Here is a 24,469-nt window from a genome sequence, read left to right as displayed (position 1 = left end):
ACCTTATTGTCCAGAGTGCTGTGCTCTGGATTTTTTGCGATAGGCGAGAGGTGTTTCACCTGTTATTTTTTTGAATGCAGCATAGAATGAATCCATATCCCGATATCCGACCAGCTCGGCAATCAGACTGACTTTGTGCTGTGAACTCTTTAGAAGTTCGCAGCTTTTTTGTATACGGAGGTGTTGCAGGTAGCTGCTAAAGGTCTGACCGGTATGTTGCAGAAACATTCGGCCAATCTGTTTTTCGCTAAAGCCCGATACACGTACCAGATCAGACATCCGAATACGATTGCCTAAGTGTTCCTTGATATAGTGAACGATATAATCAAAACCTGTGGAATGATGCTCTTCATCATAATCCTTTTGATAAAGTTGTCTGTAGGTCATCAATACCAACTGGCTTACCAAGGTGTATAACATGGTAGACGAACCGATCCCCTGAACAGAGGATTCACGATATAGCTTCACCATTAGTTCTTCAATCCGGTCGTTGTGATCCACAACGGATATATAAGGAACCTGATTTTGTGCCAGATCCATCAGATGTTGAATGATTTCTTTTTCCTGAATGACGGATGTCAGGGTGTTGATCAGTTCAGCATTAAATAAGCAATTATATAGAATTAACGGATGCTCGGTTACGTTGGTGCTCACAGGACGAAAGACATGAGGAACGCCGACAGGAATAACAAACAGCATCCCCTTTGTCACCGGAATGACATCTTCACCGATATGATGAAAGCCCTTTCCTTCGGCAACATAACTATACTCAATAAAATCATGTGCGTGAAAAGGAAGGACAAAATCTTCAGAGCAACGATTGACAAAAAGTTGAAGATGATTATGCAGAAAGTATTCGCTTTTCATGAGTTGTACAGATGAATTCACAAGCAACCTCCTCGCACAGATGGCTGAATCACCGGATGAAATAGTCCTGATTACCGGGTATTTAGGGCAACAGGATCGATATAATTATATCGTAACCCCGAATGGGAAGCCAAGATGGAAAGGACGATCTGCTAATGTTCAACGTTAGTCACCTTCGCTGTGAGTATAGAATCAATCCGATAGGCCTTGATGTCAAATCACCGAGATTAAGCTGGCAGTTACAGTCTGATCGTCGAAACTGCATGCAATCCGCATACAAGATCCAGCTGTCCCTGTCAGAAGAATTTGATGAGATTGCATGGGATTCTGGCAACATAAGCACGGATCAATCCATACATGTGGAATTAAACCATTTTCAGCCTTCCCCGCAAACGCGATACTATTACCGGATTCAGGCATGGGATGATGCAGGAAGTGATTCGGGCTGGTCCGAAACGGCTTATTTCGAGATGGGACTTATGGATAGTCATAACAAGTGGCAAGCAGAATGGATCACAGCTCAACCATCAGATGATGGAGATACGTCATGCCCGCGTATGCGCAAGCAGTTTAATGTGAAACAACCTGTTACGTCTGCCAGAATATATGTGACAGCACTTGGATTATACGAGTTGCATATGAACAACACAAGAGTAGGAGAAGATTATTTTACACCTGGCTGGACCTCTTATCGTAAGCGATTACAATATCAAACCTATGATGTAACTCATCTACTTCAGGATGGGCAGAACATATTGGGCGCTTATCTGGGTGATGGTTGGTACCGAGGATATCTTGGCTGGAACAAAGAACGGGAGATATTTGGTTCGACATCCGCATTGCTGCTGGAATTGCATATGAAATATGCAGATGGTTCGGAGGAATGGATCTTATCTAATGGGGATTGGACGTCTGCTCCAAGTGCCATTCTCATGTCGGACATCTATATGGGAGAGACGTACGATGCACAAATGGAGTCTGATTGGTCGGATTCATCTCAGACGAATTGGTCACCCGTGAACGTACTGGAACATCCGAAAGATATCATCGTTGCGCAGGAGAACGTACCCGTCACCCAAGTCGAACAGCTGCAGCCAATCGCCTTGCTAACAACCCCCGAGGGAGATCGTGTAATAGATATGGGGCAGAATATGGTGGGATGGGTGAAATTCAGTCTTCAAGGTGAGGCGGGTCATACGGTTGAGTTGCATCATGCAGAGATATTGGATCATCAAGGCAACTTCTACACCGATAATCTTCGAGCCGCCAAGCAGTGTATTCGCTACACCTGCAAGGGGGATGGAGTGGAAACATTTGAACCGCATTTTACGTTCCAAGGGTTTCGCTATGTGAAGCTGGTTAACTTTCCGGAACACGTTTGTCTGGATGAATTCACCGGAATAGTGCTGCACTCGAATATGGAGCCAACAGGTCAGTTTTCATGCTCCAGTCCACTGGTGAACCAACTGCATCACAATATATTGTGGGGGCAAAAGGGGAATTTTCTTGATGTGCCGACAGACTGTCCACAGAGGGATGAACGGCTCGGATGGACCGGGGATGCACAGATGTTTATCCGCACGTCCTCCTACCTGATGAATACGGCTCCCTTCTTCACCAAATGGCTGCGGGATCTGGAAGCAGATCAGGGAGAAGATGGCGGTATTCCATTCTTCGTTCCGGATCTGAGAAGTTCCACCTCAGAAGGGTGGGGAGACACCAGTCATTCCTCCGCCGCTTGGGGGGATGCAGCAGTTATCTGTCCTTGGACCATCTATGAGATGTATGGGGATGTCAGGTTATTGGCCGAGCAATATGAGAGTATGAAGCGGTGGGTCGAATACATTCACGTGCAGGGTGACAATCCGTACCTGTGGAACACGGGATTCCACTTTGGCGATTGGCTGGGACTGGACTCCAAGCCTGATAGTTATGTTGGCGCAACGGACACAGATTATGTGGCAACAGCATTCTATGCCTATTCGGTGTCGTTAACTCAAAAGGCAGCTGAGGCACTTGGAAAGACAGATGATGCTGAATATTACAAGCAGTTGCATACAAACATTGTTCATGCGTTTCGAAATGAATTCGTGACTCCAGCTGGGAAAATTGCTGTTCCGACGCAAACAGCACATGTTCTTGCGCTTCAATTTGACCTGCTGGATGCCACTGCTCGAACTCGTGCTGTCGAACAATTGGCAAAACTCGTGAAAGAGGCGGGCAATCATCTTACTACAGGTTTCGTGGGCACACCTTATCTGAATCCGGTATTGAGTGATGCAGGTCTTCACGACCTGGCTTATACATTACTTTTTCAAGAGGATTATCCGTCCTGGCTATATCAGGTGACTCAAGGTGCAACGACCGTCTGGGAACATTGGGATGGGATCAAAGAGGATGGCAGTCTCTGGAGTGCTGATATGAACTCATTTAACCACTATGCGTACGGAGCGATTGGAGAATGGTTGTATCGTTACGTTGCTGGCATTCGGTCCGATGAACATCAGCCAGGATTCCGAATGGTGCATATCGAGCCGCAACCTGGACCTGGACTGGATTGGGTGGAAGCGAGTCTGGAGACGATGTATGGTCAAGTTGTTTCAAGCTGGCATCGGCTGGCGGAGGGTGAAATGGAGATACGGGTGCATATTCCTGTCAATACGAGAGGTACGGTACGTCTTCCTGGAGCAGGTGCGCAGATCGTTCTGGAGCAAGGGAAACCATTGGATCAGATAAGTGGAATTCAGGATATTCAAAACATTGGAGACGATGTTGAAGTCACACTTGGATCTGGGAGTTACCAATTCACTTACAAAGACACAGATGCGAAAAAGGATCGGGATGTTCAAAAGTCTACATTGACAGAGTCCGTATAATGATAGAATAAGCCGTAAGAAGTATAATTGAAGAGGACCTGCACACGCAGGTCCTTTTTCGAACTTGTTTGAGAGTGAATTTGTTGTTTTTGAATAATGAAAGGAGCATGACCATGGCAAAACCTGCATTTAAAGATGCGCCTTTGCGCCGCGAAATAGAGGATTTGGCTAAGCAACAGGATCACCATACATTGGCCTGTTGGGCTGCGGAGTGTGCGGCACGTGTCTTGTATATATCTGAGAAGAAGACGGAGGATCTCCGCGCCCGTGATGCCATTGATGCAGGAAGAGGTTGGATTCGTGGAGAGATTTCCATGGTTGACGCTCGAAAGGCGGCTTTTGCAGCTCATGCTGCTGCACGGGAAGCCGATAATATCGCTGCCTCTGCTGCATCTCGTGCGGCGGGACACGCAGCTGCAACGGCCCATGTGAAAGACCATGCGGTGCATGCCGCAACGTATGCAGTGAAAGCTATCTTTTATGACTGTTTGATAGAAGAGCAAGAACGTCGTGTCCTGGAAGAGAGAACGTGGCAATACCAATATCTATTGGGAGGGTGTAATGATCATGGGGAAAGAACACGTTAGATTAATTAAACCATCACGAGCATATAAGGAAGCATATTTGGCATTTTATGAAGACTGGGTCAGAAGTGGAGAATTGATGGTACCTTGGGTCGTTTCCAAAGATCCTTATGCGTTTGATGAGATGTTGGCATTTTTGCAGCGTAATGAACAAGGGATCGACATCCCGGAGGGCTGGGTCAAAGACAGTACATACTGGCTGGTCACGGAGAGTCAACAAATCGTGGGTGCCGTCAATATAAGGCATGAGCTTAACGATAAATTGTTCAATAGTGGAGGACATATTGGATATGGTATTCGTCCGGGCGAGCGGCACAATGGCTATGGTTCCGAAATTCTCAGGCTTTCTTTGGAGAAAACGAGAGAGCTTGGAATCTCCAAAGTATTGGTCGTATGTGATGCGGTTAATGAGCCTTCCAGAAGGGTTATCCTTCGAAATGGTGGCATTCGGGATGAAAACTATGTGGAGTCCAATGGCAACGTTGTTGAACGATTCTGGATGAAAAATGTCGAATAATGCAGAATAATGATGTAATATAACGAAAATAATATGGATTATGATTGTAATACCCTCGTGTGCTGATTAAAATGAAGCATAGAATCTGGATTGCGGCCGGAAACTATCATCCCATATCAGGCACAAGTGAGGTTATCTTTATGAATCAACGGGTTAATCGGCCCCGGCGAATTGAGTATCTGGATCTCTATCGTGCTTTTGCCATCATGGCAGTGGTAGCTATTCATGCAACTTCAACAGCAGTTGCGCATTACCCCAAGCATACATTAGATCATGATGTGTATTATTTCTGGAACACGTTTTTGCAATTTGCCGTTCCAGCGTTTCTGTTTCTGTCATCCCTGGTCTTGTTCTACAACTACAGCTCCAAGGTGAATGAGAAGGGTTGGATGCTCGCTTTTTATAAAAAGCGTTTATTCTATGTATTTGTTCCCTATGTGGTGTGGTCCCTTATCTATTTTGCCATTAAACAGTTGCTTGCGGGCAAAGAACCTTTGACCCATAGTGTTCAATTTGCGAAACAATTAGTGATGGGAACCGCTCATACGCACTTGTACTTTTTTCTGATTATTCTTCAATTCTATATCGTTTTTCCATGGCTTCTGTCCCTTACACGCCATCGTTTGTTTAATCGGTACTTGCCATTATTCTTTATTGCGGGCCAAGCGATCTTCTATGCACTACATTTGCAGTTTCACTTCGAACGGACAGGAAGTTTGTTACCCAGTTATCTGATCGTGATTGGATTCGGCGCATGGGTTGGGTTGAACTTTGAGTGGGCATTGAACAAACTGTATACTCACCGTTATGTGCTCATAGCTGCGTTGTTAGGTGGAGGTGCCATTTTTATATATGGTAATGCTTATATCAAAACCACTTTTGCTGCATACCCGGTTATTACCTATACCGTGCTGTTCCTGTTCCGTAATCTGTTTACCTTGTCAGCCTGCCTGCTCCTACTGATCTTTAGTGAACGAATCGGCACAGGAAAACATACCGAGGTTCGTAAAGCTACGCGTATTCTGGACTCCTTGGGTACAGTTGCATTCGGTGTATTTTTAATGCATCCACTTGTACTGCTCTTCTGGAGACGTGAATTCACAGATGAACTGGCTAGGCACTTCAGTGTTGGCATCATACTATCTTATGTTGTGGCGCTCCTGATCTCATGGATCTGCGCGATGGGTTTGCGCCGGATGAAGTGGGGATGGGTACTGATCGGACGTTAAGTTAAAATAAATATATTTAATTAAAGATAAGAGTTTTCAAGCCCTCACGCGTTGAGGGAATCACTTGAAACCTCTTTTTTATTTGCCCTAAAGAAGTTATTATAGAGTTTAATGTCCATAAAATTGAATTAATGGAATGAACACTACCTTGTCAGGAGTGATCGAAAATGAAATTAGTGATTATTTTTGGCCCACAGGCTGTAGGCAAGATGACGGTGGGGCAAGAACTGGAGAAGATAACAAAGCTTAAATTGTTTCATAACCACATGACCATTGAGTTGGTGTCTCCTTTCTTCAGCTATGGCACACCACAAGGCAAAAGACTGGTGAGTCTGTTCCGGCAGGAGATTTTTGAAGAAGTGGCAAAGAGTGATTTGCCGGGTCTGATTTTTACATTTGTGTGGGCTTTGGACGCGGAGTCAGATGGTGAATACATCCGTAAGATCAGTGAGTTGTTTACATCTCAAGGGGGTCAGGTCTGTTATGTGGAACTGGAGGCCGATGCATCGGAAAGACTAGAGCGCAATAAAAGTCCGCATCGTCTGTTACATAAACCAACCAAGCGTGACATTGTGTGGTCTGAGCGAGATTTGCTAGATACGATGAAGCATTATCGATTGAATTCGGAACCGGGAGAAATCAGGCAAGAGCACTACATAAGGATTGATAACACACACAAGAGCCCGGATGAGGTGGCAAAGATAATTCAGGAACGATTTAATTTGTAATCTGAGAAACGTCTATTTTAGCAAAGTAGATGCTTTCTATGAGAGGGGCACTACATCATGTACTTTGTTTTATTTCTGCTCATAGGACTTGTTTTATGTTATCTGATCCCATTTGGTCCAATAGTGGCCGGGGGTATTATTTTTGCACTTGTTGTAGACCAATACCGTCAGACGATGCATATGCGTGAAGATATCCGGGATATCAAAAATCATCTGGGCCTAATGAACAATAATGAGGCGAAAGAGTACGAGTTGGATAAAGAATATACGCAAGTTGATCAATTGAGCTCAGAACAAATGGACATGATTAATCGAAGAATTGAAGCGGAACTGGAGAAAGACAGCAAAAAACAATAAACGGTGAATCGCTGTAAAATAATTCTTGATTTGCTCACTCCTGTGAGTATATTTACCTAGATCAGGAGTCATGCTAATTCGATATTAACTTTTTGTTGCACTGTGTAGAAATTTGTAATATTATGAGGGAAGCGCGTACAACATATCGGGTTGTAACTGTTGAATCAGGCAAAGCCGTATACCTTGAGAAAAGGGATTGGTTTGTCTTTTTCTGTATATTGGAGTGATAAAGTGAAAATCGAGAAGGTGCTGAACAATAATGCTGTAGTTGCAATGAATGACGAACAGGAAGTTATTATCATTGGCCGGGGGATTGCTTATCAGAAGCGGGCGGGTGATATGGTTTCCGAGCAGCATATCGACAAGATATTTACTTTACAGAATGAAGATATTCAGGAAAACTTCAAGGCATTAATCTCAAGCATTCCTCTGGAATACATGAAAGTATCCGAGGAAATCATCGCTTACGCCAAATTAAAACTTGGCAAGAAATTAAATGAGAGCATTTACTTACATCTCACAGACCATATTCACTTTGCTATTGAGCGGTATCGCAAGAATCTGCCCATACGCAACGGTTTAATCTGGGAGACAAAGCAGTTATACAAAGAGGAATATGAAGTCGGAATGGAAGCGCTCAATATGATCTGTGATCAGTTTGGTGTGATCTTGCCCGAGGACGAAGCCGGTTTTATGGCACTTCACTTTGTCAATGCAGCTTTGAACGAGGAAATGCCCAACATCAAGAGTATGACGCAGGTCATGCAGGAAATCTTGACAATCATCAAGTATCATTTCAAGATTGATTTTGATGAGAACTCACTGACATTTTATCGCTTTGTGACACATTTGAAGTTTTTCGCCCAACGTTTGGTGAAGGGAAAACATTACAAGAGCAACAACGATGATGAACTGTTCCTGATGATTCAGAAAAAGTATCCAGCAGCGCACAAGTGCTCGGAGAAAATCAAGAAATTCATTGAAAGCAACTACACGTATCAACTAACTGACGAAGAATTGATGTACTTAACGATTCATATTGAGAGAGTTGTGAATGCAACTTCTGAATAATCCCATAGATCAGCTTGCAGGGTTGCAACCACTAGGGCAAAACCTGAACGCTTGAATGACAGAACATACCGTTAACCGGATGTTCCATACATTCAGATGTTCAGGTTTTTTTATTCTCTCCAATATGCTCCGAATCCGTGTCTAGCCAGAAAGGAAGAAAAGACTTCATGAAACACGAGCAATTAGCCAAAGACATTCTGTCTGGTGTTGGTGGTAAACAGAACATTAACAGCGTGGTGCACTGCGCGACCAGACTTCGTTTCAAATTAAAAAATGACAATAATGCCAAAACAGACGAACTCAAAAATCTGCCTGGAGTCATAACGGTAATGCAAAGCGGGGGGCAATACCAGGTCGTTGTGGGTAACGAAGTGTCTGATGTGTATAAAGCCTTGTTACAGGTGGGTAATATGAATGCGGATGAACCGGTCTCAAGTGATGATTCAGAATCTTCCGGTAAAAAAGAGAGTCTCTTGGGTCAGTTTATCGACTTGATCTCAGGTGTATTTACACCCATTCTCGGCTTGCTAGCTGCAACAGGGATGATCAAAGGTTTCCTGTCCATGTTCACTTCTCTCGAATGGCTGGACCCGGCTTCAGGAACATATCAATTGTTGAATGCTGCAGGAGACTGTCTATTCTACTTCTTCCCAATCTTCCTGGGTTACACAGCTATGAAAAAATTCGGTGGATCTCCATTCCTCGGGATGGCCATCGGAGCATCACTTGTATATCCGACCTTATCCGGTCTTAGTGGTGGGGAACCGCTCTATACGCTGTTTGCAGGCACATTGTTTGAATCACCGATTCATATCACGTTCCTGGGTATTCCCGTTATCTTGATGAGTTATTCCTCATCCGTCATTCCGATTATTATTGCTGCTTATTTTGGAGCAAAAGTAGAAGCGTTCTTCAAAAAGATCATTCCTTCTGTTGTGAGAACGTTCCTCACGCCATTCTTTACAATTCTGATTGTTGTCCCTGTAACATTCCTCTTGATTGGTCCAATCGCAACATGGGCAAGTCAGCTGATTGGTGCCGGGGTATCGGGCATCTATGACTTGAGTCCGTTGGTAACCGGTATTGTTGTTGGTGGATTGTGGCAAGTGTTGGTGATCTTCGGGTTACACTGGGGTATCGTACCAATTATGCTGCTGAATCTGTCCACACTGAAAGCAGACCCGATCCTGGCTATGATGTTTGCTGCTTCGTTTGCTCAGATTGGTGCGGTTCTTGGCGTTATGCTTAAAACGAAAAATACCAAACTCAAATCACTGGGTGTTCCTGCCTTTGTGTCCGGGATTTTTGGTGTAACTGAGCCTGCTATTTATGGTCTTACTTTGCCACTGAAAAAACCATTTATTATGAGTTGTATTGCTTCTGCAACCGCTGGGGGTATTATTGGCTTCGCTGGCTCCAAAATGTTTGTATTTGCTTCAGGAATCTTTGGTGTTCCAGCGCTGATTAGTCCCACAGAGGGGATCAACTATGAATTCTGGATGGCCATGATTGCCACTATCATTGCTTTTGTACTAGGTTTTGTTCTCGTTTATTTTGTAGGATTCAAAGATCCTGCTAATCCAGAGGCTACCAAACAGGCTCCAGAGCCAGTAAAAGAAGAGAAGGCTGCACTTGAGCCTAATCCCAACAATCGCTACGAAATTTCCAGCCCGATGACGGGTGAGGTGGTTCCTTTGCAAGAAATTAATGATGCTACATTTGCTGGTGAACATATGGGTAAAGGGATCGCTATTCGCCCAACCAGTGGGAGAGTTGTATCCCCGATTAATGGTGTGGTACAGACGATTTATCGTACCAAACATGCAATTGGACTTGTAGATGATCAAGGTGTAGAGATTCTGATCCATATCGGTCAGGATACGGTACAGCTCAAAGGTCAACATTTCACTGCACATGTGAAAGATGGGGATCGTGTGAGTGTTGGCGATCTGATCGTTGAATTTGATCTGCAGGCCATTATTGAGGCGGGTTATGAGACCGTAACACCGATTATTGTAACGAATACGGCTGATTATTTGGACGTGGTTGCTACAACAAGTCGTGAAGTGCAAGAAAAGGATAAATTGGTTACGGTTATTGGTTAATTCTGCTTCATTGCGTATTGTATTAATGTGAACATTAGCTCTATAGAGACCACTTTGATGTTTTCGAAGTGGTCTCTTTTTTTATTTTCGGTCACTCCAATGTATTTGTGAAATTAATAAAAATAAGTGTTGCAAACGTAGTTCAGATGTACTATGATGAGTTCAAGAAGTAAGCGCATACATCAATCGGATTGTAACTGTTCAATCAGGCAATGCCGACGATCCTCAGTTCAGAGGGTATGGAATGTAACTTACTTTCGTTATCCAAATAATTAAATACCAAAGTGTACAGCCTTACAGGGTTGCAACCGTTAAGGGCAAAACCTGAATTGCTGAATAACACGACTGATTTCCGGACGATCCGGTATGTTGTGTATGTTCAGTGGTTCAGGTTTTATTTGTTTCAAAAGTCATGGGGAGTCTACTTAGAGAGGGAGAATTACAATGAGCAACTACGATCAATTAGCTAAGGACATTCTGTCACGTGTAGGTGGTCGCGAGAACGTAAACAGTGTATTCCATTGCGTAACAAGACTGCGGTTTAAACTGAAAAATGAAAGCGTAGCCAAAACGGAAGAACTTAAAAATCTGCCAGGTGTTATTACCGTCATGCAAAGTGGTGGACAATATCAAGTTGTTATCGGCAACGAAGTGCCGGATGTATATAAAGCAGTTGTTAAAGTAGGGAATTTCCCAAGTGAAGGACAAGTTGAAGAGGAAACGGATAACACAGGCAAAAAAGTAGGGTTGTTCAGCCGATTTATCGATATGATCTCCGGTGTGTTCACTCCGTTACTAGGTTTGCTGGCTGCAACAGGTATGATCAAAGGTTTCACGGCCATGTTTTTATCCTTTGGATGGATTACAGACACTTCCGGAACGTACCAACTGTTGAATGCAACGGGTGATTGTCTGTTCTACTTCTTCCCGATCTTCCTGGGTTACACGGCAATCAAGAAATTTGGCGGTTCACCGTTCCTGGGTATGGCGATAGGTGCTTCATTAGTTTATCCTACGCTGTCCGGCCTGACTGCCGGAGATCCATTGTACACCCTGTTTGCGGGTACGTTAATTGAATCACCGATTCACATTACGTTCCTGGGTATTCCAGTTATTCTGATGAGTTATTCAACATCGGTTATTCCAATCATTATTGCTACATTCTTCGCTGTTAAAATTGAAAGATTCTTTAAAAATATTATTCCTAAAGTTGTTAGCACGTTCCTTGTTCCATTCTTTACTTTGCTCGTTATCGTTCCGGCAACATTCATTCTGATTGGTCCAGTATCCACTTGGGCAGGACAGTTGATTGGTGCAGGAGCAACAGGCATCTACGATTTAAGTCCGGTTGTTACAGGTTTGATTATCGGTGGTTTGTGGCAAGTGTTTGTACTGTTTGGGCTCCACTGGGGACTCGTGCCAGTCATGCTTCTTAACTTGAGTACTTCTGGGGCTGATCCAGTAATTGCGATGTCTTTCGCTGCATCCTTTGCCCAAATCGGTGCTGTACTTGCGGTTATACTGAAAACCAAAAATACGAAATTGAAATCTTTAGGTATTCCGGCCTTCATCTCTGGGATCTTCGGTGTAACCGAGCCAGCAATTTACGGTCTAACACTTCCACTGAAAAAACCGTTTATCATGAGCTGTATTGCAGGTGGTATCGGTGGTGGTATCTTGGGATTGGCCGGTTCAAAATTATACATCTTTGGTGGACTGGGTGTGTTCGGTTTCCCAAGCTTCATTAATAAGGCAACAGGCGTTGATTCCGGATTCTATATGGCTCTGGTTGCATGTGGTATCGCGTTCATCCTTGGTTTTATTCTGACATACGTGGTTGGATTCAAAGACAAAGTGGAAGCTACACCAGCTCCAGCACCAGTACTTGATCCAAATCCGAACAGCAGATACGAAATTGTCAGCCCAATGGCTGGTGAAGTTGTTGCACTGAACGAAATTAATGACGTAACGTTTGCAGGAGAGCACATGGGTAAAGGGATTGCAATTCGTCCAACCAGTGGTAGAGTGGTATCTCCAATCACAGGTGTTGTTCAAACCGTATATCGTACCAAACACGCCATTGGTCTTGTAAGCGATGATGGTGTAGAGATGCTGATCCATATTGGACAGGATACGGTCAAGCTGAAAGGTCAATATTTTACAACCCATGTGAAAGATGGAGACCGTGTTAACGCAGGTGACCTGATTGTTGAGTTTGATCTGCAAGCGATTAAAGATGCAGGATATGAGACGGTTACACCGATCATTGTTACTAATACTTCAAATTATCTGGACGTTGTAGGAACGAAAGATGCATCCGTTCATGAGAAAGATAAATTGATCACGGTATTAAGCTAATTGAAATTACAGATTGTTTAGGAGGGGCTCCTCAATGAATGAAAAGTTTACAGCCTTCCCGGAGAATTTTCTCTGGGGAGGAGCAACCGCAGCGAATCAATTGGAAGGTGCTTATCTGGAAGGTGGCAAAGGTTTAACAACGGTAGATCTGATTCCGATTGGTGCCAATCGATGGAATATTGCTCTGGGTAATCTGGATTCGTATGAGCTCAAAACAGGAGAATTCTATCCTTCACATGAAGCCATTGACTTCTATCATCGATATAAGGAAGATATTGCGTTATTTGCAGAAATGGGATTTAAGTGCCTCAGGCTTTCCATAGCCTGGGCACGAATTTTCCCTAAAGGTGATGAAGCGGAGCCAAACGAAGCAGGCTTGCAATTTTATGATGATGTCTTTGATGAGTTATTAAAATACAACATTGAACCTGTCGTGACGATCTGCCATTTCGATGTACCTGTACATCTGGTCGAGACTTACGGCGGCTGGAAGAATCGTAAGATGATTGGTTTCTTTGAGAAATATGCGACGACTTTATTCAATCGATATAAGAATAAAGTGAAATACTGGATGACGTTTAACGAGATCAACATGTTGCTGCATCTTCCGTATATTGGAGCGGGCATTGTCCTTCAGGATGGTGAAAACAAAGATCAGATTCTGTATCAGGCAGCACATCATGAATTGGTAGCGAGTGCACTTGCTGTTAAGGCTTGTCATGAGATCATTCCGGATGCACAGATTGGATGTATGTTAGCCGCTGGAATGGTGTATCCGTACAGCTCTAATCCGGATGATGTATGGAAAGCCATGGAGAAAGATCGCGAATCATTCTTCTTCATCGACGTGCAGTCGAAGGGAGGATATCCGGGGTATACGAAAAGATTTTTCAGAGAAAATGACATTCGGATTGACATGCAACCGGAAGATGCAGAGATCTTGATGCAGAACACAGTTGACTATATCGGATTTAGCTATTACGCAAGCCGGTGCACCAGTACGGACCCTGAGATTTTGAAAGATTCGACAGAAGGCAATGTATTTGGTTCGGTAAAGAACCCTTATCTGCAAGCTTCCGAGTGGGGGTGGACCATTGATCCTAAGGGGCTTCGAATTACGCTTAATCAACTGCATGACCGCTATGGCAAACCTTTGTTTATCGTAGAAAATGGACTTGGAGCAACCGATGTGTTGTTAGACAATGACTCCGTAGAAGATGATTATCGCATCGAATATTTGAATAGTCATTTTGCCGAGATGGCTGAAGCGATTCAAGACGGTGTAGAGCTCATAGGTTACACAAGCTGGGGACCGATTGACCTGGTCAGTGCGGGTACCGGAGAGATGAAGAAACGTTATGGCTATATCTATGTAGACAGAAATAATGATGGTACGGGCACACTTCGCAGAGTGAAAAAGAAGAGTTTTCACTGGTACCAAGATGTCATTGCAAGTAATGGCGCACAATATTTCTGATACAAGGTATCCAACGCTATAGAATAGACAAAGAGCAGTCTCGTTATTACGGGATTGCTCTTTGTTTATGAGGGGATGAATTTGACCCATGATGTGGCTTTCAGATATAATAGAAAAATTAAGAGAATCTTGTCACTTAAGAAGGGAGGAGCATCCACTCATGAAGAAAAAATCACTTGCGTTTATATCTTCGGGATATGGATACTCCACTGCTGTCTTTTTCTAGAATCTATTCCAAGGGTGAAGTCTGCCCAAAATCGGAAGAAAACTAGGAACTAACGCAGAAAAATCTTAAGAATGATGAGGTAATCCAGATGAATATTGACAAAATTACTAGAACAAATCCAGCAAATATGCCAGCTCCTGTAGGTCAGTACACGCATATTACAAGAATCCCGAGGAATGCAGAGTTATTTGTGACTTCGGGTCAAATTGGAGCAGATCATAATGGACTTTTTCCAGAGAGTTTGAATGAGCAAGTCACTAATACATTTAATAATATTAAAACAGTGCTCGAATCTGAGCGCTTAGATGCTGAACATATTATCAAAGTGAACGTATGGGCAACCGAGGAAATCGATTGGGATTTCTTATATGCCGAGTGGGGACAATTATTTAGTACGGATTATCCTGCAATGACGATTGGATACATTACGGCGTTAGGTCTACCAGAGATTAAAATTGAAATAGAGCTTTGGGCAGCAAAAGTGTAACATCGAATACTTTTTAACCAAACGAAGGAGCATCTTACTTACTGATGCCCCTTCGTTTTTTAATTTGTGAAAAATGGAAACGTCATGCCTGTGTGCAATCATGAGCGATAGTAGGTGTGTTATGGCACCTGCAAGCTCTGATGAGCATTCAGTCGACCATATGTCCAGTAGATCCCGGAGCCTGATACCGGATCAGAAGCGAAACACAGTGCATCCCGAATCTGAGCATTTGTTTTCCCTTGTGCAGCGAGAAGGGCAGCGGCTCCAGCCACATGAGGGGCAGCCATGGACGTACCGCTAAGGTAGGCATAGGAACCTCCCAGGTATGTGGATAGAATGGTATCACCCGGTGCAGCCATATCCACCCAGGAACCATAGTTGGAGAAATTGGATTTGAGATCGGAAGGGTTGGTTGAAGCGACAGCAATCACATTGGGATACGATGCGGGTACGATTGGGAATGAAGTGTTGTCGTTACCGGCTGCAGCAATAATCACAGCTCCTCGATCCCAAGCATACTGTACGGCAGCTTGAAGGAAAGCATTTCCCATTGGCCCACCAAGGCTCAGGTTAACAACCTGTACACCGTTGTTGGCAGCAAAGACAAGCCCGTTACCGACATTACCTATCGTTCCTTGCCCGTTGTTATCCAGTACCCGGAGCGGAACGATGGATGCGAGTGGTGCAGCGCCGGCGATGCCCACACCATTGTTGGTTACGGAGGCAGCGATCCCGGCTACATGGGTGCCGTGGCCGTTCCCGTCCTCAGGTATGTTATCATAATCAACATAATCGTAACCGGGGAGGAGCTTTGAGGCCAATTCTGGATGGTTCAACTGTACACCGGTATCGATAATGGCGATTTTGACAGAGCTGTTACTCTGAGTAATATCCCATGCAGCGGGTGCATTGATTTTGGACAGGTTATACTGATAAGGAAAGAAAGGGTCATTGGGAGTGAAGGATGCCTCAACGAGGTAATTCGGCTCTGCATGTTCAATAAGTTCATGATCTTTGTAATGTTTCAGCATCCGGTGCATTTTTTTGCGGGATTCCACACGGTACCATCCTAAATCTTCATAGGTCTCAGCGACCTTACATCTCCCTTTTTTGTGAAGGGTGTGCATCTCATCATCTGTTGTACCTTCCTTGAATTTGACTAAGAGCTGCTTGGGAGCGTGAGGGTGAAACCTGCTCTCGGCAAGTTGGTTCAGATAACGATACACGAACACTATTATTGCTAGCAAAATGAAAGCAAAAACACCTAACCATAACCACATGAGCGTTTATCCCTCCAATATGAATTGTGACACGCCTTATCGTATGCGAACTCTATCAGATGGCGTGGGCACTCTTGCAATTTGGTTAGTAGTGTAGATAGGTTGATAGGAAGGGATAAGTTCGGTAAGATGAGATGAAGAGAGCCGCTTTAGCATGAACAAGATTTAAGGCAGGGCCAAGAGGTAGCTCTTAATACAGAGGATAAGGAATGTGGATTTATTGACACAACTTCAGGGTATACCGACAGTCACACCAGTTCAGGCACACCAGATTCATGATGCCATTGATTTTGCCATGCGTGTACGCAGAGAAGTGTTTCCGATGATGGATCATACGAAATTGCCTGTGGACCTCGAGCAGTTCAGAGAACATTATCTGGACTCCGATGGTTCGATCTTTCTTGTAGCGCTGATGGGGGATGCAGGCATCGTCGGAACTATTGGGATATTACCATATGATGGGCGAATTGAAGCCGTGGAAGGACGATATGAAGCTCAGTCTGCTGCCGAAATAGTAAAATGTTATGTAGATCCTGCGTATCGCAGATACGGCATTGGTTCGATGATGTTAAAGGAACTGGAGAATGTGGTAAAGGATATGCACTATACGACACTGTATTTGCATACACATCGCTTCTTGCCAGGGGCCGTAGATTTCTGGAAACGCCAAGGGTTTACGGTTATTACTGAGCAGGATGATGACTGGCAAACGGTACATATGGACAAGTTGGCTTGTAAGTGACCTTTGGAATTTATTGAAGGAAATGTCTGTCGGTACTCGCTCGGTTAGACATAGACAACATACATAATGGGGGCTAGGCAGATGAACGAAACGAAAAGAAAAATTGTTTTTATTGATATTGATGGCACATTGGTTGACGATGATGGAAACATTCCGTTGTCAGCACAGAAGGCTTGTAAACAGGCCAGAGAGAACGGACATCTGCTCTATTTATGTACAGGCCGATCCAAAGCAGAAATTTATGATTCCATCTGGGATGTCGGATTCGATGGTCTGATTGGTGCAGGTGGGGGTTATGTGGAGTTTGGCAAGGACGTGTTATATCACAAAAGGGTAACAGCGGAAGATGTTCGACATATGGTCGATTTCTTCAATGAAAACGGTATTGACTTCTACCTTGAATCCAATTCGGCATTGTATGCGAGTAACAATCTTCAACCTCACCTGGAACGCCGTATCTATGGCGATGTGGAGAATGACCCTGTAGCCAGAGAGAAGAAGGAGCTGAAACCGCACCCGTTTATTGCCGGATTAACGTATGGAGAGGCGGACCTGTACAAGGATGATGTGAACAAAGTATGTTTCTTGGAGAGCTCAGTCATCCCGTTTGAGCGGATCAAGCAAGAGTTTGAAGGGAAATTCGAAGTCATTCAGTGCACCGTGCCGATCTTTGGTGAAGGAAGTGGTGAGCTAATGATCCCTGGCATTCACAAAGCCATTGCGATCGCTGATCTTCTGGAGCATCTGGGCATGTCCCAAGAAGATACATTCGCCATCGGTGATGGCATGAATGATGCCGAGATGTTGGAATTTTGTAACATCGGAATTGCCATGGGTAATGCGAAGCCAGGTCTGAAAGCCATTGCAGATGATATTACTGGAACAGTAGAGGAAGATGGATTGTATCATAGTTTTGTGAAGTATGGATTGATCACTTGATAAAGAAAACAAGTTGAGAGATAAAAACGGTTAATACGTACACCCTTTGTCCCAAACCATAATAAAGACCCTGCATATATTATTGCAGGGTCTTTATTATGGTTTGAACAGATCAATTTATTTTTTTCACAAAAGGGTTGTAATCAAACATATCATCTGAGTGGAGGAGAGAATCGAAATGGCCATTTTGTCAACCGGACCTATTGAGAATAATGCCGTCAGTGATGTACGGCCAACACAACAAGTTACAGTTAAAATTGATAACAGGAATTCTCTGGATGGATCTGTTGTTCTAATACAAGGGTATAATTTGACCTCTACAAGGACTTTATATGTCAGCGAGCAGATTTCAATTGCTCCGGATCAGGTAGTGACAAGAACTTATTTTGCTAATCTGGATGCGTTTGAATTTGTCTTTACAGTTGAAGGTGTAGCTATAGAGCAAACGGAGATTTCCGTGTGGGGCAAAAATACATCCGGCCAGCTTGTCGCCGCACATCGATTAGTCTCTTCTGAACTTGAAATAGAGGGAGATAACACATCAGTCAACCGCATTTATGTTGCCAATTTCAACAGTAACGATGTTTCCGTCATTAATGGCGAAACGAATACGGTGATTGCTACCATTCCTGTGGGGACGAATCCTGCAGGGATTGATGTCAATCCATTAACGAGTCGTATTTATGTCGCAAACAGAGGCAGCAATACCATTTCCGTCATTAATAGTTTAACCAACGCAGTAATTGCTTCTGTTCCGGTTGGGAGTGAGCCAGGTGACGTAGGGGTCAATATAGCGACCAATGCTATTTATACGGCAAATTTTAATACATTGGATACAACTGAAGATGTAACCGTTATTGATGGATTGACCAACACGGTGATTGATGCTATCACTATTCCTGGACTCAATTTTTTAACGGGTATAGGCGTCAATTCCTTAACCAATCTTATCTATGCAGCTAATTTTAATTTTGATACGGTGTCTGTGATCGATGGAGTAACCAATACGGTGATTGCTACGATACCCGTTCAGGTCAATCCATTCCGTGTAGGTGTCAATCCAGCCACCAACCGTATTTATGTATCGAATTTTACCAGTAATACGGTTTCCGTTATTGATGGTGTGACGAATACCGTAATTGATACCATTCCGGTCGGCGTTACCCCTGCTGAAGTAGCGGTTAATACCTTTACAAACGCCATTTACGTACCAAATCGAGATACGGATAATGTTTCAGTAATTAGTGGATTAACGAATACCGTGATTGCTACTGTTCCGGTCGGGATTAATCCAAACGGAGCGGGTGCCAATCCTTTAACCAATCGAGTTTATATAAGCAATCAAGATGACAATACCATTTCTGTGATCGATGGCGAAACGAATACGGTAATTGATGTCATTCCGGTGGGGGCACGTCCGTTCGCAGTAGGTGTAAATCCGTAGAAAGGTGAGGGGACTTGAATGAAAGAAGTTATAACCGCATTTGGAATGGATTTTAGTATACATTTTGATCGATCTTTTAACAATTCCTCCCTTCTGACCGATATATAATAAGTACATCTATGTAATCAGAAAGTGAAAGGAGTGCAGAACATGGATATTGCAGCATTATCAATGGCGATGAGCCAAGCTTCAGTAGTGCAGTCGGCAAGCTTGCAAGTGATGTCGATTACAAAAGACATGGCACAGCAGCAAGGCCAGCAGATGGCGGAAATGTTGAAGTCAGTGCCTGCTCCTCATCCCAATCTGGGTGGAAGTCTCGATCTTTCGGTTTAGTTGAAATTACAGCATGTGTTCTTATGTAACACCCATTGCAGCAAGCAAAGCCCAAACAGCTCCAATTCGAATGAATTGAAGCCGTTTGGGTTGTTTTTTTCTAAATACATTCCGAAATTACGATCTCTTTATTACGATCTTCTCAGCGAAACTTTGACAAGCTTGGCAATTTGCCTTCAAAGGGCAGTGTATTCTTCAATGTCCATAACTCATCGTAACTGGAAATCTGAAGATCGGCTTTGGACAAGTCCTGATTGCCTGATCCCGGATTGCGATATCCGATGCAGCGCATGCCTGCACTTTTGGCGGCTTGGACACCATTGCGCGAGTCCTCGATCACCAGACAATTCGAAGGGGATGCACCAATCATCTCAGCTGTGGTCAGGAAAATATCTGGTGCCGGCTTGCCGTTTGTAACTTCCTCACCTGTCATTCGCACCTCAAAGTATTGCCCAAGTCCGGTTTTGTCCATGATCAAATCAATCAGTGCACGTGGAGAGGAAGAAGCAACGGCTATGGGTACGTGTTGATCATGCAGCCAGCTTAACCAGCGTTCCAAGGAAGGCATTGCCGTCAGATTCGGATGGGCAAGCATGGTTTGCATCACATTATGCTGATGATAAGCATATATTTCTTCCAGCGTAGCTGCCAGCTGATGTTTGTCCAATACTTGCTGCCACATGGATTCCAGTGTAACTCCAACATAGGTATGATGTTCTTCATCAGTTACCACAGCGCCAAAATGGGAAAATGAGCTACGCTCAATCTCGAAATAAATCGGTTCGCTGTCAATCAGTACACCATCCATGTCAAAAATGACCGCTTGAATGATGTCATCATTGGGGGCTCCCAGTCCGTTAGATTCTTTGTTCGCTGCCATGTGTATTCCTCCTCCAGGATTGTGTAAACATATATCTCTAATGTAGTCCATTCATGGTTAACCTTCCACTTTAGAAACTGGAACCGCTGGATTGCAGCACAACTTTAATGGCATGTGAAGAGGCTTGAAGTGTGCGTCCCTGAATATCGCAGCCAAGTGTGCGGAATGCTTCTTCGTAATCCTCCAACGGAAAGGAGTGGGTGATGATTTTTTTTGCCGGAATAATCCCTTGTTCAATCATATAATGTGCGGTAGCGAATGTCCCCAGAGAATCGATGGAACCAATAATTTTTAGACTGCGGTCCACAACTTCCTTAGGATTGAAGGATGTGTTTCCATCTCTCAGACCAACCAGCATCAGGTAACCGCCACTGGCGAGCTGGGAAAGTACTTGTGTGCCCACAACGCCCGTTGTATCAACAATCATATCGACCTGCTGGGTTTCGGGTGACAGTGATTCTATTGCATTTTCGAAGGATGAATGAACTTCCCAACGATCAGGTGCAATAGAACCAGCAATGGCTAAGCGTTCTTCGGAGATGTCGACCAGACAGCCGGTAACCCCTTTAGAGGCGAGAGCGTAGCTGTACAGAATGCCAATCGGGCCTGCACCGAGGATGATTGTTCTGAAATTCGGCAGTAAATGAATCTGATTAATCCCCGTTAGCATACAGCTGAGCGGTTCCGTCAAAGTTGCTTCTGCATAGCTCACATGATCCTTCAATTTGTACAAAAAACGATCCTCGGTCACATAATAATCTGTAAAAGTTCCGTCAGCACTCACACCTGTCTCGGTAACAGACTTATGTGTGCAATGATTTTGTCTGCCTGTTCTGCACATGTCACATTGTCCGCAATAGTAGGTAGGATCGATCACAACACGGTCGCCCGGTTGTAATGTCGTTACCGCAGCGCCAACAGCAATGACTTCCCCGGCAGACTCATGACCAAGAATGACAGAAGGGACCGCATGATATTTGCCGCTGACAATACCGAGATCGGTACCGCATACGCCTGTCGCCCGAATACGAACCAACACCTGATTATCTCTTGTGATTTCCGGGACAGGCCGTTCCTCAAGCGCCACATCCCATGCCGATTTGTATACCAAGGCAAGCATGATATAACCTCCTTATAGTAATAAAAATTGTATTTCAGATTACACGATAACGAAGAGAACAGAACAAACATGTAGAAGCGGAGCGTTCGCCTTTATCAACGGATTTTTCCCTTGAGAAAGAGGAATCAAAAAAATCCGGGGATAACAGCGATCGAAAGGTTGTTCTGTTTGCGTAGTGTTCGAGTGTAATATGAATTACTCACTAATGAACGTTTGCAAGCACCGAATCCAGCCGCTCTACAATCTCTACCAGTTCGTCTTCGGTTGTGGTAAGGGAAGGCCGGACCTTAACAACGTTGCCGAAACCATATCTTGAACTTCTCAAGATCAGATGTTCATCTGTAAAAGCGCGGTCAACAATGGCATTGGTTTTGAGCGTATCCGGTTCATTACCGTCACCTACAATCTCGAGCCCCCACATTAACCCGACACCACGAGCTTCACCGATACTTGGGTATTTCATAGCCAATTCATGCAGCAATTCACCCAAAATTTCACCTTTGCGTTTAACCGCATCCAGGAATCCGGGTTCAGATACCACTTCCAAGGTGGATTTGGCAGCGGTTACGGAGATCAGATTGCTTCCTGAGGTGAAGGAGTGTTCGTGCTTTTCGAGCACGTTCAGCCGGGATTGCATTAACACCGCAGCAACAGGTACGCCGATCCCGCCAAGACCTTTCGCAAGGGTAATCATGTCAGGCTGGATATCAAACAGTTCGCTGGCAAACATGGTTCCGGTACGACCGATGCCTGTCTGCACTTCGTCGGCAATAAGAATAATATTGTACTCATCACACAGTTTACGCAGACGTTTGAAATATCCGGCAGGAGGAATGATATTGCCGCCATTCCCGAGAATGGGCTCAATAATCATGCAGGCGACTGAGCCGGAACTTGCATATTCTATCGCATCAGATATAGCTTCAACGCATTGATAGGCGCAGTCTCCATTTGAGGATTTGAATGGGCAACGATAACAGTATGGGGCAGGCACATGGACCGCGTTAGCCACTGCCGAATTGGGGAAGCGTTTCCGCCTGAAGGCATTCCCCGAAATCCCGGTGGCAAATTGGGTCTGCCCATGATGGGATAGATACAGGCTGATGATGTCTGTCGATTCCGTATACTTCTGTGCAATTTTGGTTGCACATTCGTTGGCAGTTGAACCAGTGATATCCCGCATCCATCCGGCATTAATGTCGTTTGGAGCATATTCGATTAAGTGATCAAGTACTTCATTTACGTACGGTTCAGTGAAGGAGGAAGACATATGCGTCAGATTGCCGACTTGTTCCTGAATTTTGCTGACTACATGTGGGTGATTATAGCCCAGTGACAGATTGAATGTTCCCGACACGCCATCCAGGTATTCAACACCTGAATCGTCAATCAACTTAATCCCTTTTCCGGCTATGAAGCGGTTGTTGGTTAAAGTTTGCATACGATTTCCTCCAATTGTAATGGTGTACTAGCTCGAACGAAGCTCAAAAAATCCCGGATGATGCGGGCATCACCTCCCTTAAGAAACGATGTTTACATTTCCTTGCTATGTTGTGCGAGAGCAGCACGTACTGCATTGTTTTTTACAGTCCATAGATGAGAGACCATCAAAGTAACAAGCAAGATCAGACAGAATCCGGCCAAAATCCAGATCGTATTCACGACAGGACCTGTGCTCATACTCCATCCAGTCACATACTGCAAGATGGCACCTCCAATCCCCCCCGATGCGATCAGGATACTGGTTGTCCGCTCGGTCATACCGGGAATCAGAACATTTGCGTAGACAAGTGCGATACAGAACAGCCCTGACATGAACAGACCGGTTCCGAAGATCAGCACATACGTTGCCCACTGTCCAGTTACAAATACCATAGCGATCGTAAACAAAAGCGTACCAACCGTGCTCCAGATCAGGAAAGGCATATAGTTGACGGCTTCCGCTATTTTCCCGGAGAAAAGACGACCGATGATCATTGCAATCCACAGGATGGAGACACTCAACGATGCAACAGATTCCTGAAGGTGCAGTCGTTCTACGAGAATGGAGGGCAGGAAGTTCATCAATCCCAGTTCCAATCCCATATAGATGAAAAAGAAGATGACGAAGATCGTCAGCAGACCCAGATGTTTTCTCGAATATTGGGCTTTACCTGCTGCATGTGCCACTGTATTCTCACCAGCCTGTTCCAGATACAGTGCGGCTGGCCGGGGCATCGTGATCCACAGCAGCATGAGAATCAGTGACAACACGGCCACCGTATAAAAAGTAAGATGCCACAGATCCATCCAGATGAATAAAGCAGCGACAGCCGGGATGAGAAGTGCTCCAAGAGCAAAGAAGACATCCAGCTTGGACATGGCGACCGCCTTTTGATTCTCAGTGAATTCGATCGTGAATGCACCTACAGAGGGTTCGATGATACCTGAACCGAAACCTACGATAATTGTGAGAAGAAGAACTACAGACCAGGATGGCAAAAAACCGAGTAATATATAAGCAGCTACAATACAAATCAGAGCTAGGGTCAGCATCGCTTTTCTTCCGATACGGGCTGTCAGGGCGGGAGCTGCGATTACACCGACAAGAAATCCAAGAAACTGCAGAAATAACAAAAATCCGCCATCACTGTAACCGCGCTCATAATGTGACAATAAAACAGGGAGAAGTGCACCGAGCACAACGCTGGTTATGCCGATTAACAGATAAAAACCGCAGCTTAGAGCGAATATTCTTTTCAAAAGCCCGCCTCCTAGTTGGATAAAAATTTTATATTATGTAATTAATGTTTATTTCATATATAACTTATACCATAAATGCACAAATGTACATGCTTTTTGTTGTAAAA

21 protein-coding genes are annotated in these 24,469 nt (G+C 44.3%); 15 read left to right on the top strand and 6 right to left on the bottom strand.

The window, feature by feature from the left end; translation table 11 throughout:
• Positions 1 to 3: 3 nt before the first annotated feature.
• Positions 4 to 888 carry a helix-turn-helix domain-containing protein gene (locus tag AC6CIF_RS17560; protein WP_498200731.1) on the bottom strand — a complete coding sequence of 295 codons (885 nt, stop codon included), beginning with the start codon at positions 886 to 888 and terminating at the stop codon, positions 4 to 6.
• A gap of 134 nt (positions 889 to 1,022) precedes the next feature.
• Here AC6CIF_RS17560 and AC6CIF_RS17555 point away from each other — a divergent pair, with 134 nt between their 5' ends.
• From AC6CIF_RS17555 to AC6CIF_RS17505, 11 genes are all read left to right on the top strand, one after another.
• Entirely contained in the window at positions 1,023 to 3,743 is a 2,721-nt protein-coding gene (locus tag AC6CIF_RS17555; protein WP_498200729.1) for a family 78 glycoside hydrolase catalytic domain, read from the top strand.
• Positions 3,744 to 3,856: 113 nt separating this feature from the next.
• Positions 3,857 to 4,330 carry a putative immunity protein gene (locus tag AC6CIF_RS17550; RefSeq protein WP_498200727.1) on the top strand — a complete coding sequence of 158 codons (474 nt, stop codon included), beginning with the start codon at positions 3,857 to 3,859 and terminating at the stop codon, positions 4,328 to 4,330.
• The gene (locus AC6CIF_RS17545) at positions 4,305 to 4,844 is read left to right on the top strand and encodes a GNAT family N-acetyltransferase (protein ID WP_498200725.1); all 540 of its coding nucleotides are present in this window, start codon (positions 4,305 to 4,307) and stop codon (positions 4,842 to 4,844) included. The genes AC6CIF_RS17550 and AC6CIF_RS17545 overlap by 26 nt, the downstream gene beginning before the upstream one ends.
• 140 nt (positions 4,845 to 4,984) lie before the next feature.
• A complete protein-coding gene (locus AC6CIF_RS17540; protein ID WP_498200723.1) occupies positions 4,985 to 6,073 on the top strand; it encodes an acyltransferase in 1,089 nt (362 codons plus the stop codon).
• Between the two features lie 167 nt (positions 6,074 to 6,240).
• The gene (locus tag AC6CIF_RS17535) at positions 6,241 to 6,801 is read left to right on the top strand and encodes a DEAD/DEAH box helicase family protein (RefSeq protein WP_498200722.1); all 561 of its coding nucleotides are present in this window, start codon (positions 6,241 to 6,243) and stop codon (positions 6,799 to 6,801) included.
• A gap of 57 nt (positions 6,802 to 6,858) precedes the next feature.
• On the top strand, positions 6,859 to 7,158 hold the full coding sequence (locus AC6CIF_RS17530) for a hypothetical protein (RefSeq protein ID WP_498200721.1): 300 nt from the start codon (positions 6,859 to 6,861) through the stop codon (positions 7,156 to 7,158).
• A 231-nt stretch (positions 7,159 to 7,389) separates the two neighbouring features.
• Complete coding sequence (gene licT / locus AC6CIF_RS17525) at positions 7,390 to 8,229, top strand: BglG family transcription antiterminator LicT (protein WP_036613486.1); 840 nt, start codon at positions 7,390 to 7,392, stop codon at positions 8,227 to 8,229.
• 167 nt (positions 8,230 to 8,396) lie between these two features.
• Positions 8,397 to 10,334, top strand: a complete 1,938-nt coding sequence (locus AC6CIF_RS17520) for a beta-glucoside-specific PTS transporter subunit IIABC (RefSeq protein WP_498200720.1) — start codon at positions 8,397 to 8,399, stop codon at positions 10,332 to 10,334.
• Positions 10,335 to 10,778: 444 nt separating this feature from the next.
• Positions 10,779 to 12,692, top strand: a complete 1,914-nt coding sequence (locus AC6CIF_RS17515) for a beta-glucoside-specific PTS transporter subunit IIABC (RefSeq protein WP_498200719.1) — start codon at positions 10,779 to 10,781, stop codon at positions 12,690 to 12,692.
• Between the two features lie 34 nt (positions 12,693 to 12,726).
• Positions 12,727 to 14,169, top strand: coding sequence for a 6-phospho-beta-glucosidase (locus tag AC6CIF_RS17510; protein ID WP_498200718.1), 1,443 nt, complete (start codon positions 12,727 to 12,729; stop codon positions 14,167 to 14,169).
• Between the two features lie 314 nt (positions 14,170 to 14,483).
• Positions 14,484 to 14,882, top strand: a complete 399-nt coding sequence (locus tag AC6CIF_RS17505) for a RidA family protein (protein WP_490205065.1) — start codon at positions 14,484 to 14,486, stop codon at positions 14,880 to 14,882.
• A 119-nt stretch (positions 14,883 to 15,001) separates the two neighbouring features.
• Here AC6CIF_RS17505 and AC6CIF_RS17500 read toward each other — a convergent pair whose 3' ends face one another.
• Positions 15,002 to 16,162, bottom strand: a complete 1,161-nt coding sequence (locus tag AC6CIF_RS17500; protein WP_498200716.1) for a S8 family peptidase — start codon at positions 16,160 to 16,162, stop codon at positions 15,002 to 15,004.
• A gap of 211 nt (positions 16,163 to 16,373) precedes the next feature.
• Between AC6CIF_RS17500 and AC6CIF_RS17495 the strand changes: the two genes are divergently transcribed.
• The 4 genes from AC6CIF_RS17495 (at position 16,374) to AC6CIF_RS17480 (ending at position 19,620) form a co-directional block, all read left to right on the top strand.
• Positions 16,374 to 16,904, top strand: a complete 531-nt coding sequence (locus AC6CIF_RS17495; protein ID WP_498200715.1) for a GNAT family N-acetyltransferase — start codon at positions 16,374 to 16,376, stop codon at positions 16,902 to 16,904.
• A gap of 81 nt (positions 16,905 to 16,985) precedes the next feature.
• The gene (locus AC6CIF_RS17490; protein WP_498200714.1) at positions 16,986 to 17,843 is read left to right on the top strand and encodes a Cof-type HAD-IIB family hydrolase; all 858 of its coding nucleotides are present in this window, start codon (positions 16,986 to 16,988) and stop codon (positions 17,841 to 17,843) included.
• A 178-nt stretch (positions 17,844 to 18,021) separates the two neighbouring features.
• Positions 18,022 to 19,287, top strand: coding sequence for a beta-propeller fold lactonase family protein (locus AC6CIF_RS17485; protein ID WP_498200713.1), 1,266 nt, complete (start codon positions 18,022 to 18,024; stop codon positions 19,285 to 19,287).
• A gap of 150 nt (positions 19,288 to 19,437) precedes the next feature.
• On the top strand, positions 19,438 to 19,620 hold the full coding sequence (locus AC6CIF_RS17480; RefSeq protein ID WP_017687882.1) for a YjfB family protein: 183 nt from the start codon (positions 19,438 to 19,440) through the stop codon (positions 19,618 to 19,620).
• Positions 19,621 to 19,762: 142 nt separating this feature from the next.
• On the opposite strand, the gene AC6CIF_RS17475 is transcribed toward AC6CIF_RS17480, so the two are convergent.
• From AC6CIF_RS17475 to AC6CIF_RS17460, 4 genes are all read right to left on the bottom strand, one after another.
• Positions 19,763 to 20,500 (bottom strand): HAD family hydrolase, encoded by a 738-nt coding sequence (locus AC6CIF_RS17475; protein WP_498200711.1) that lies wholly within the window; start codon positions 20,498 to 20,500, stop codon positions 19,763 to 19,765.
• A gap of 70 nt (positions 20,501 to 20,570) precedes the next feature.
• Complete coding sequence (locus AC6CIF_RS17470; protein WP_498200709.1) at positions 20,571 to 21,620, bottom strand: zinc-dependent alcohol dehydrogenase; 1,050 nt, start codon at positions 21,618 to 21,620, stop codon at positions 20,571 to 20,573.
• Between the two features lie 202 nt (positions 21,621 to 21,822).
• On the bottom strand, positions 21,823 to 23,061 hold the full coding sequence (locus AC6CIF_RS17465) for an aspartate aminotransferase family protein (protein ID WP_498200708.1): 1,239 nt from the start codon (positions 23,059 to 23,061) through the stop codon (positions 21,823 to 21,825).
• Between the two features lie 92 nt (positions 23,062 to 23,153).
• Positions 23,154 to 24,362 carry an MFS transporter gene (locus AC6CIF_RS17460; protein ID WP_498200707.1) on the bottom strand — a complete coding sequence of 403 codons (1,209 nt, stop codon included), beginning with the start codon at positions 24,360 to 24,362 and terminating at the stop codon, positions 23,154 to 23,156.
• Positions 24,363 to 24,469 lie beyond the last annotated feature (107 nt).

The organism is Paenibacillus sp. GQ49, assembly GCF_059759055.1.
This window is presented reverse-complemented; position numbering and strand designations above follow the sequence as displayed.

Bases quoted from the DNA above. Each gene is read 5' to 3' on its own strand.
- AC6CIF_RS17555 (WP_498200729.1), top strand. From the start codon at position 1,023: ATGTTCAACGTTAGTCACCTTCGCTGTGAGTATAGAATCAATCCGATA.
- AC6CIF_RS17550 (WP_498200727.1), top strand. From the start codon at position 3,857: ATGGCAAAACCTGCATTTAAAGATGCGCCTTTGCGCCGCGAAATAGAG.
- AC6CIF_RS17545 (WP_498200725.1), top strand. From the start codon at position 4,305: ATGATCATGGGGAAAGAACACGTTAGATTAATTAAACCATCACGAGCA.
- AC6CIF_RS17540 (WP_498200723.1), top strand. From the start codon at position 4,985: ATGAATCAACGGGTTAATCGGCCCCGGCGAATTGAGTATCTGGATCTC.
- AC6CIF_RS17535 (WP_498200722.1), top strand. From the start codon at position 6,241: ATGAAATTAGTGATTATTTTTGGCCCACAGGCTGTAGGCAAGATGACG.
- AC6CIF_RS17530 (WP_498200721.1), top strand. From the start codon at position 6,859: ATGTACTTTGTTTTATTTCTGCTCATAGGACTTGTTTTATGTTATCTG.
- AC6CIF_RS17520 (WP_498200720.1), top strand. From the start codon at position 8,397: ATGAAACACGAGCAATTAGCCAAAGACATTCTGTCTGGTGTTGGTGGT.
- AC6CIF_RS17515 (WP_498200719.1), top strand. From the start codon at position 10,779: ATGAGCAACTACGATCAATTAGCTAAGGACATTCTGTCACGTGTAGGT.
- AC6CIF_RS17510 (WP_498200718.1), top strand. From the start codon at position 12,727: ATGAATGAAAAGTTTACAGCCTTCCCGGAGAATTTTCTCTGGGGAGGA.
- AC6CIF_RS17505 (WP_490205065.1), top strand. From the start codon at position 14,484: ATGAATATTGACAAAATTACTAGAACAAATCCAGCAAATATGCCAGCT.
- AC6CIF_RS17500 (WP_498200716.1), bottom strand. From the start codon at position 16,162: ATGTGGTTATGGTTAGGTGTTTTTGCTTTCATTTTGCTAGCAATAATA.
- AC6CIF_RS17490 (WP_498200714.1), top strand. From the start codon at position 16,986: ATGAACGAAACGAAAAGAAAAATTGTTTTTATTGATATTGATGGCACA.
- AC6CIF_RS17485 (WP_498200713.1), top strand. From the start codon at position 18,022: ATGGCCATTTTGTCAACCGGACCTATTGAGAATAATGCCGTCAGTGAT.
- AC6CIF_RS17480 (WP_017687882.1), top strand. From the start codon at position 19,438: ATGGATATTGCAGCATTATCAATGGCGATGAGCCAAGCTTCAGTAGTG.
- AC6CIF_RS17475 (WP_498200711.1), bottom strand. From the start codon at position 20,500: ATGGCAGCGAACAAAGAATCTAACGGACTGGGAGCCCCCAATGATGAC.
- AC6CIF_RS17470 (WP_498200709.1), bottom strand. From the start codon at position 21,620: ATGCTTGCCTTGGTATACAAATCGGCATGGGATGTGGCGCTTGAGGAA.
- AC6CIF_RS17465 (WP_498200708.1), bottom strand. From the start codon at position 23,061: ATGCAAACTTTAACCAACAACCGCTTCATAGCCGGAAAAGGGATTAAG.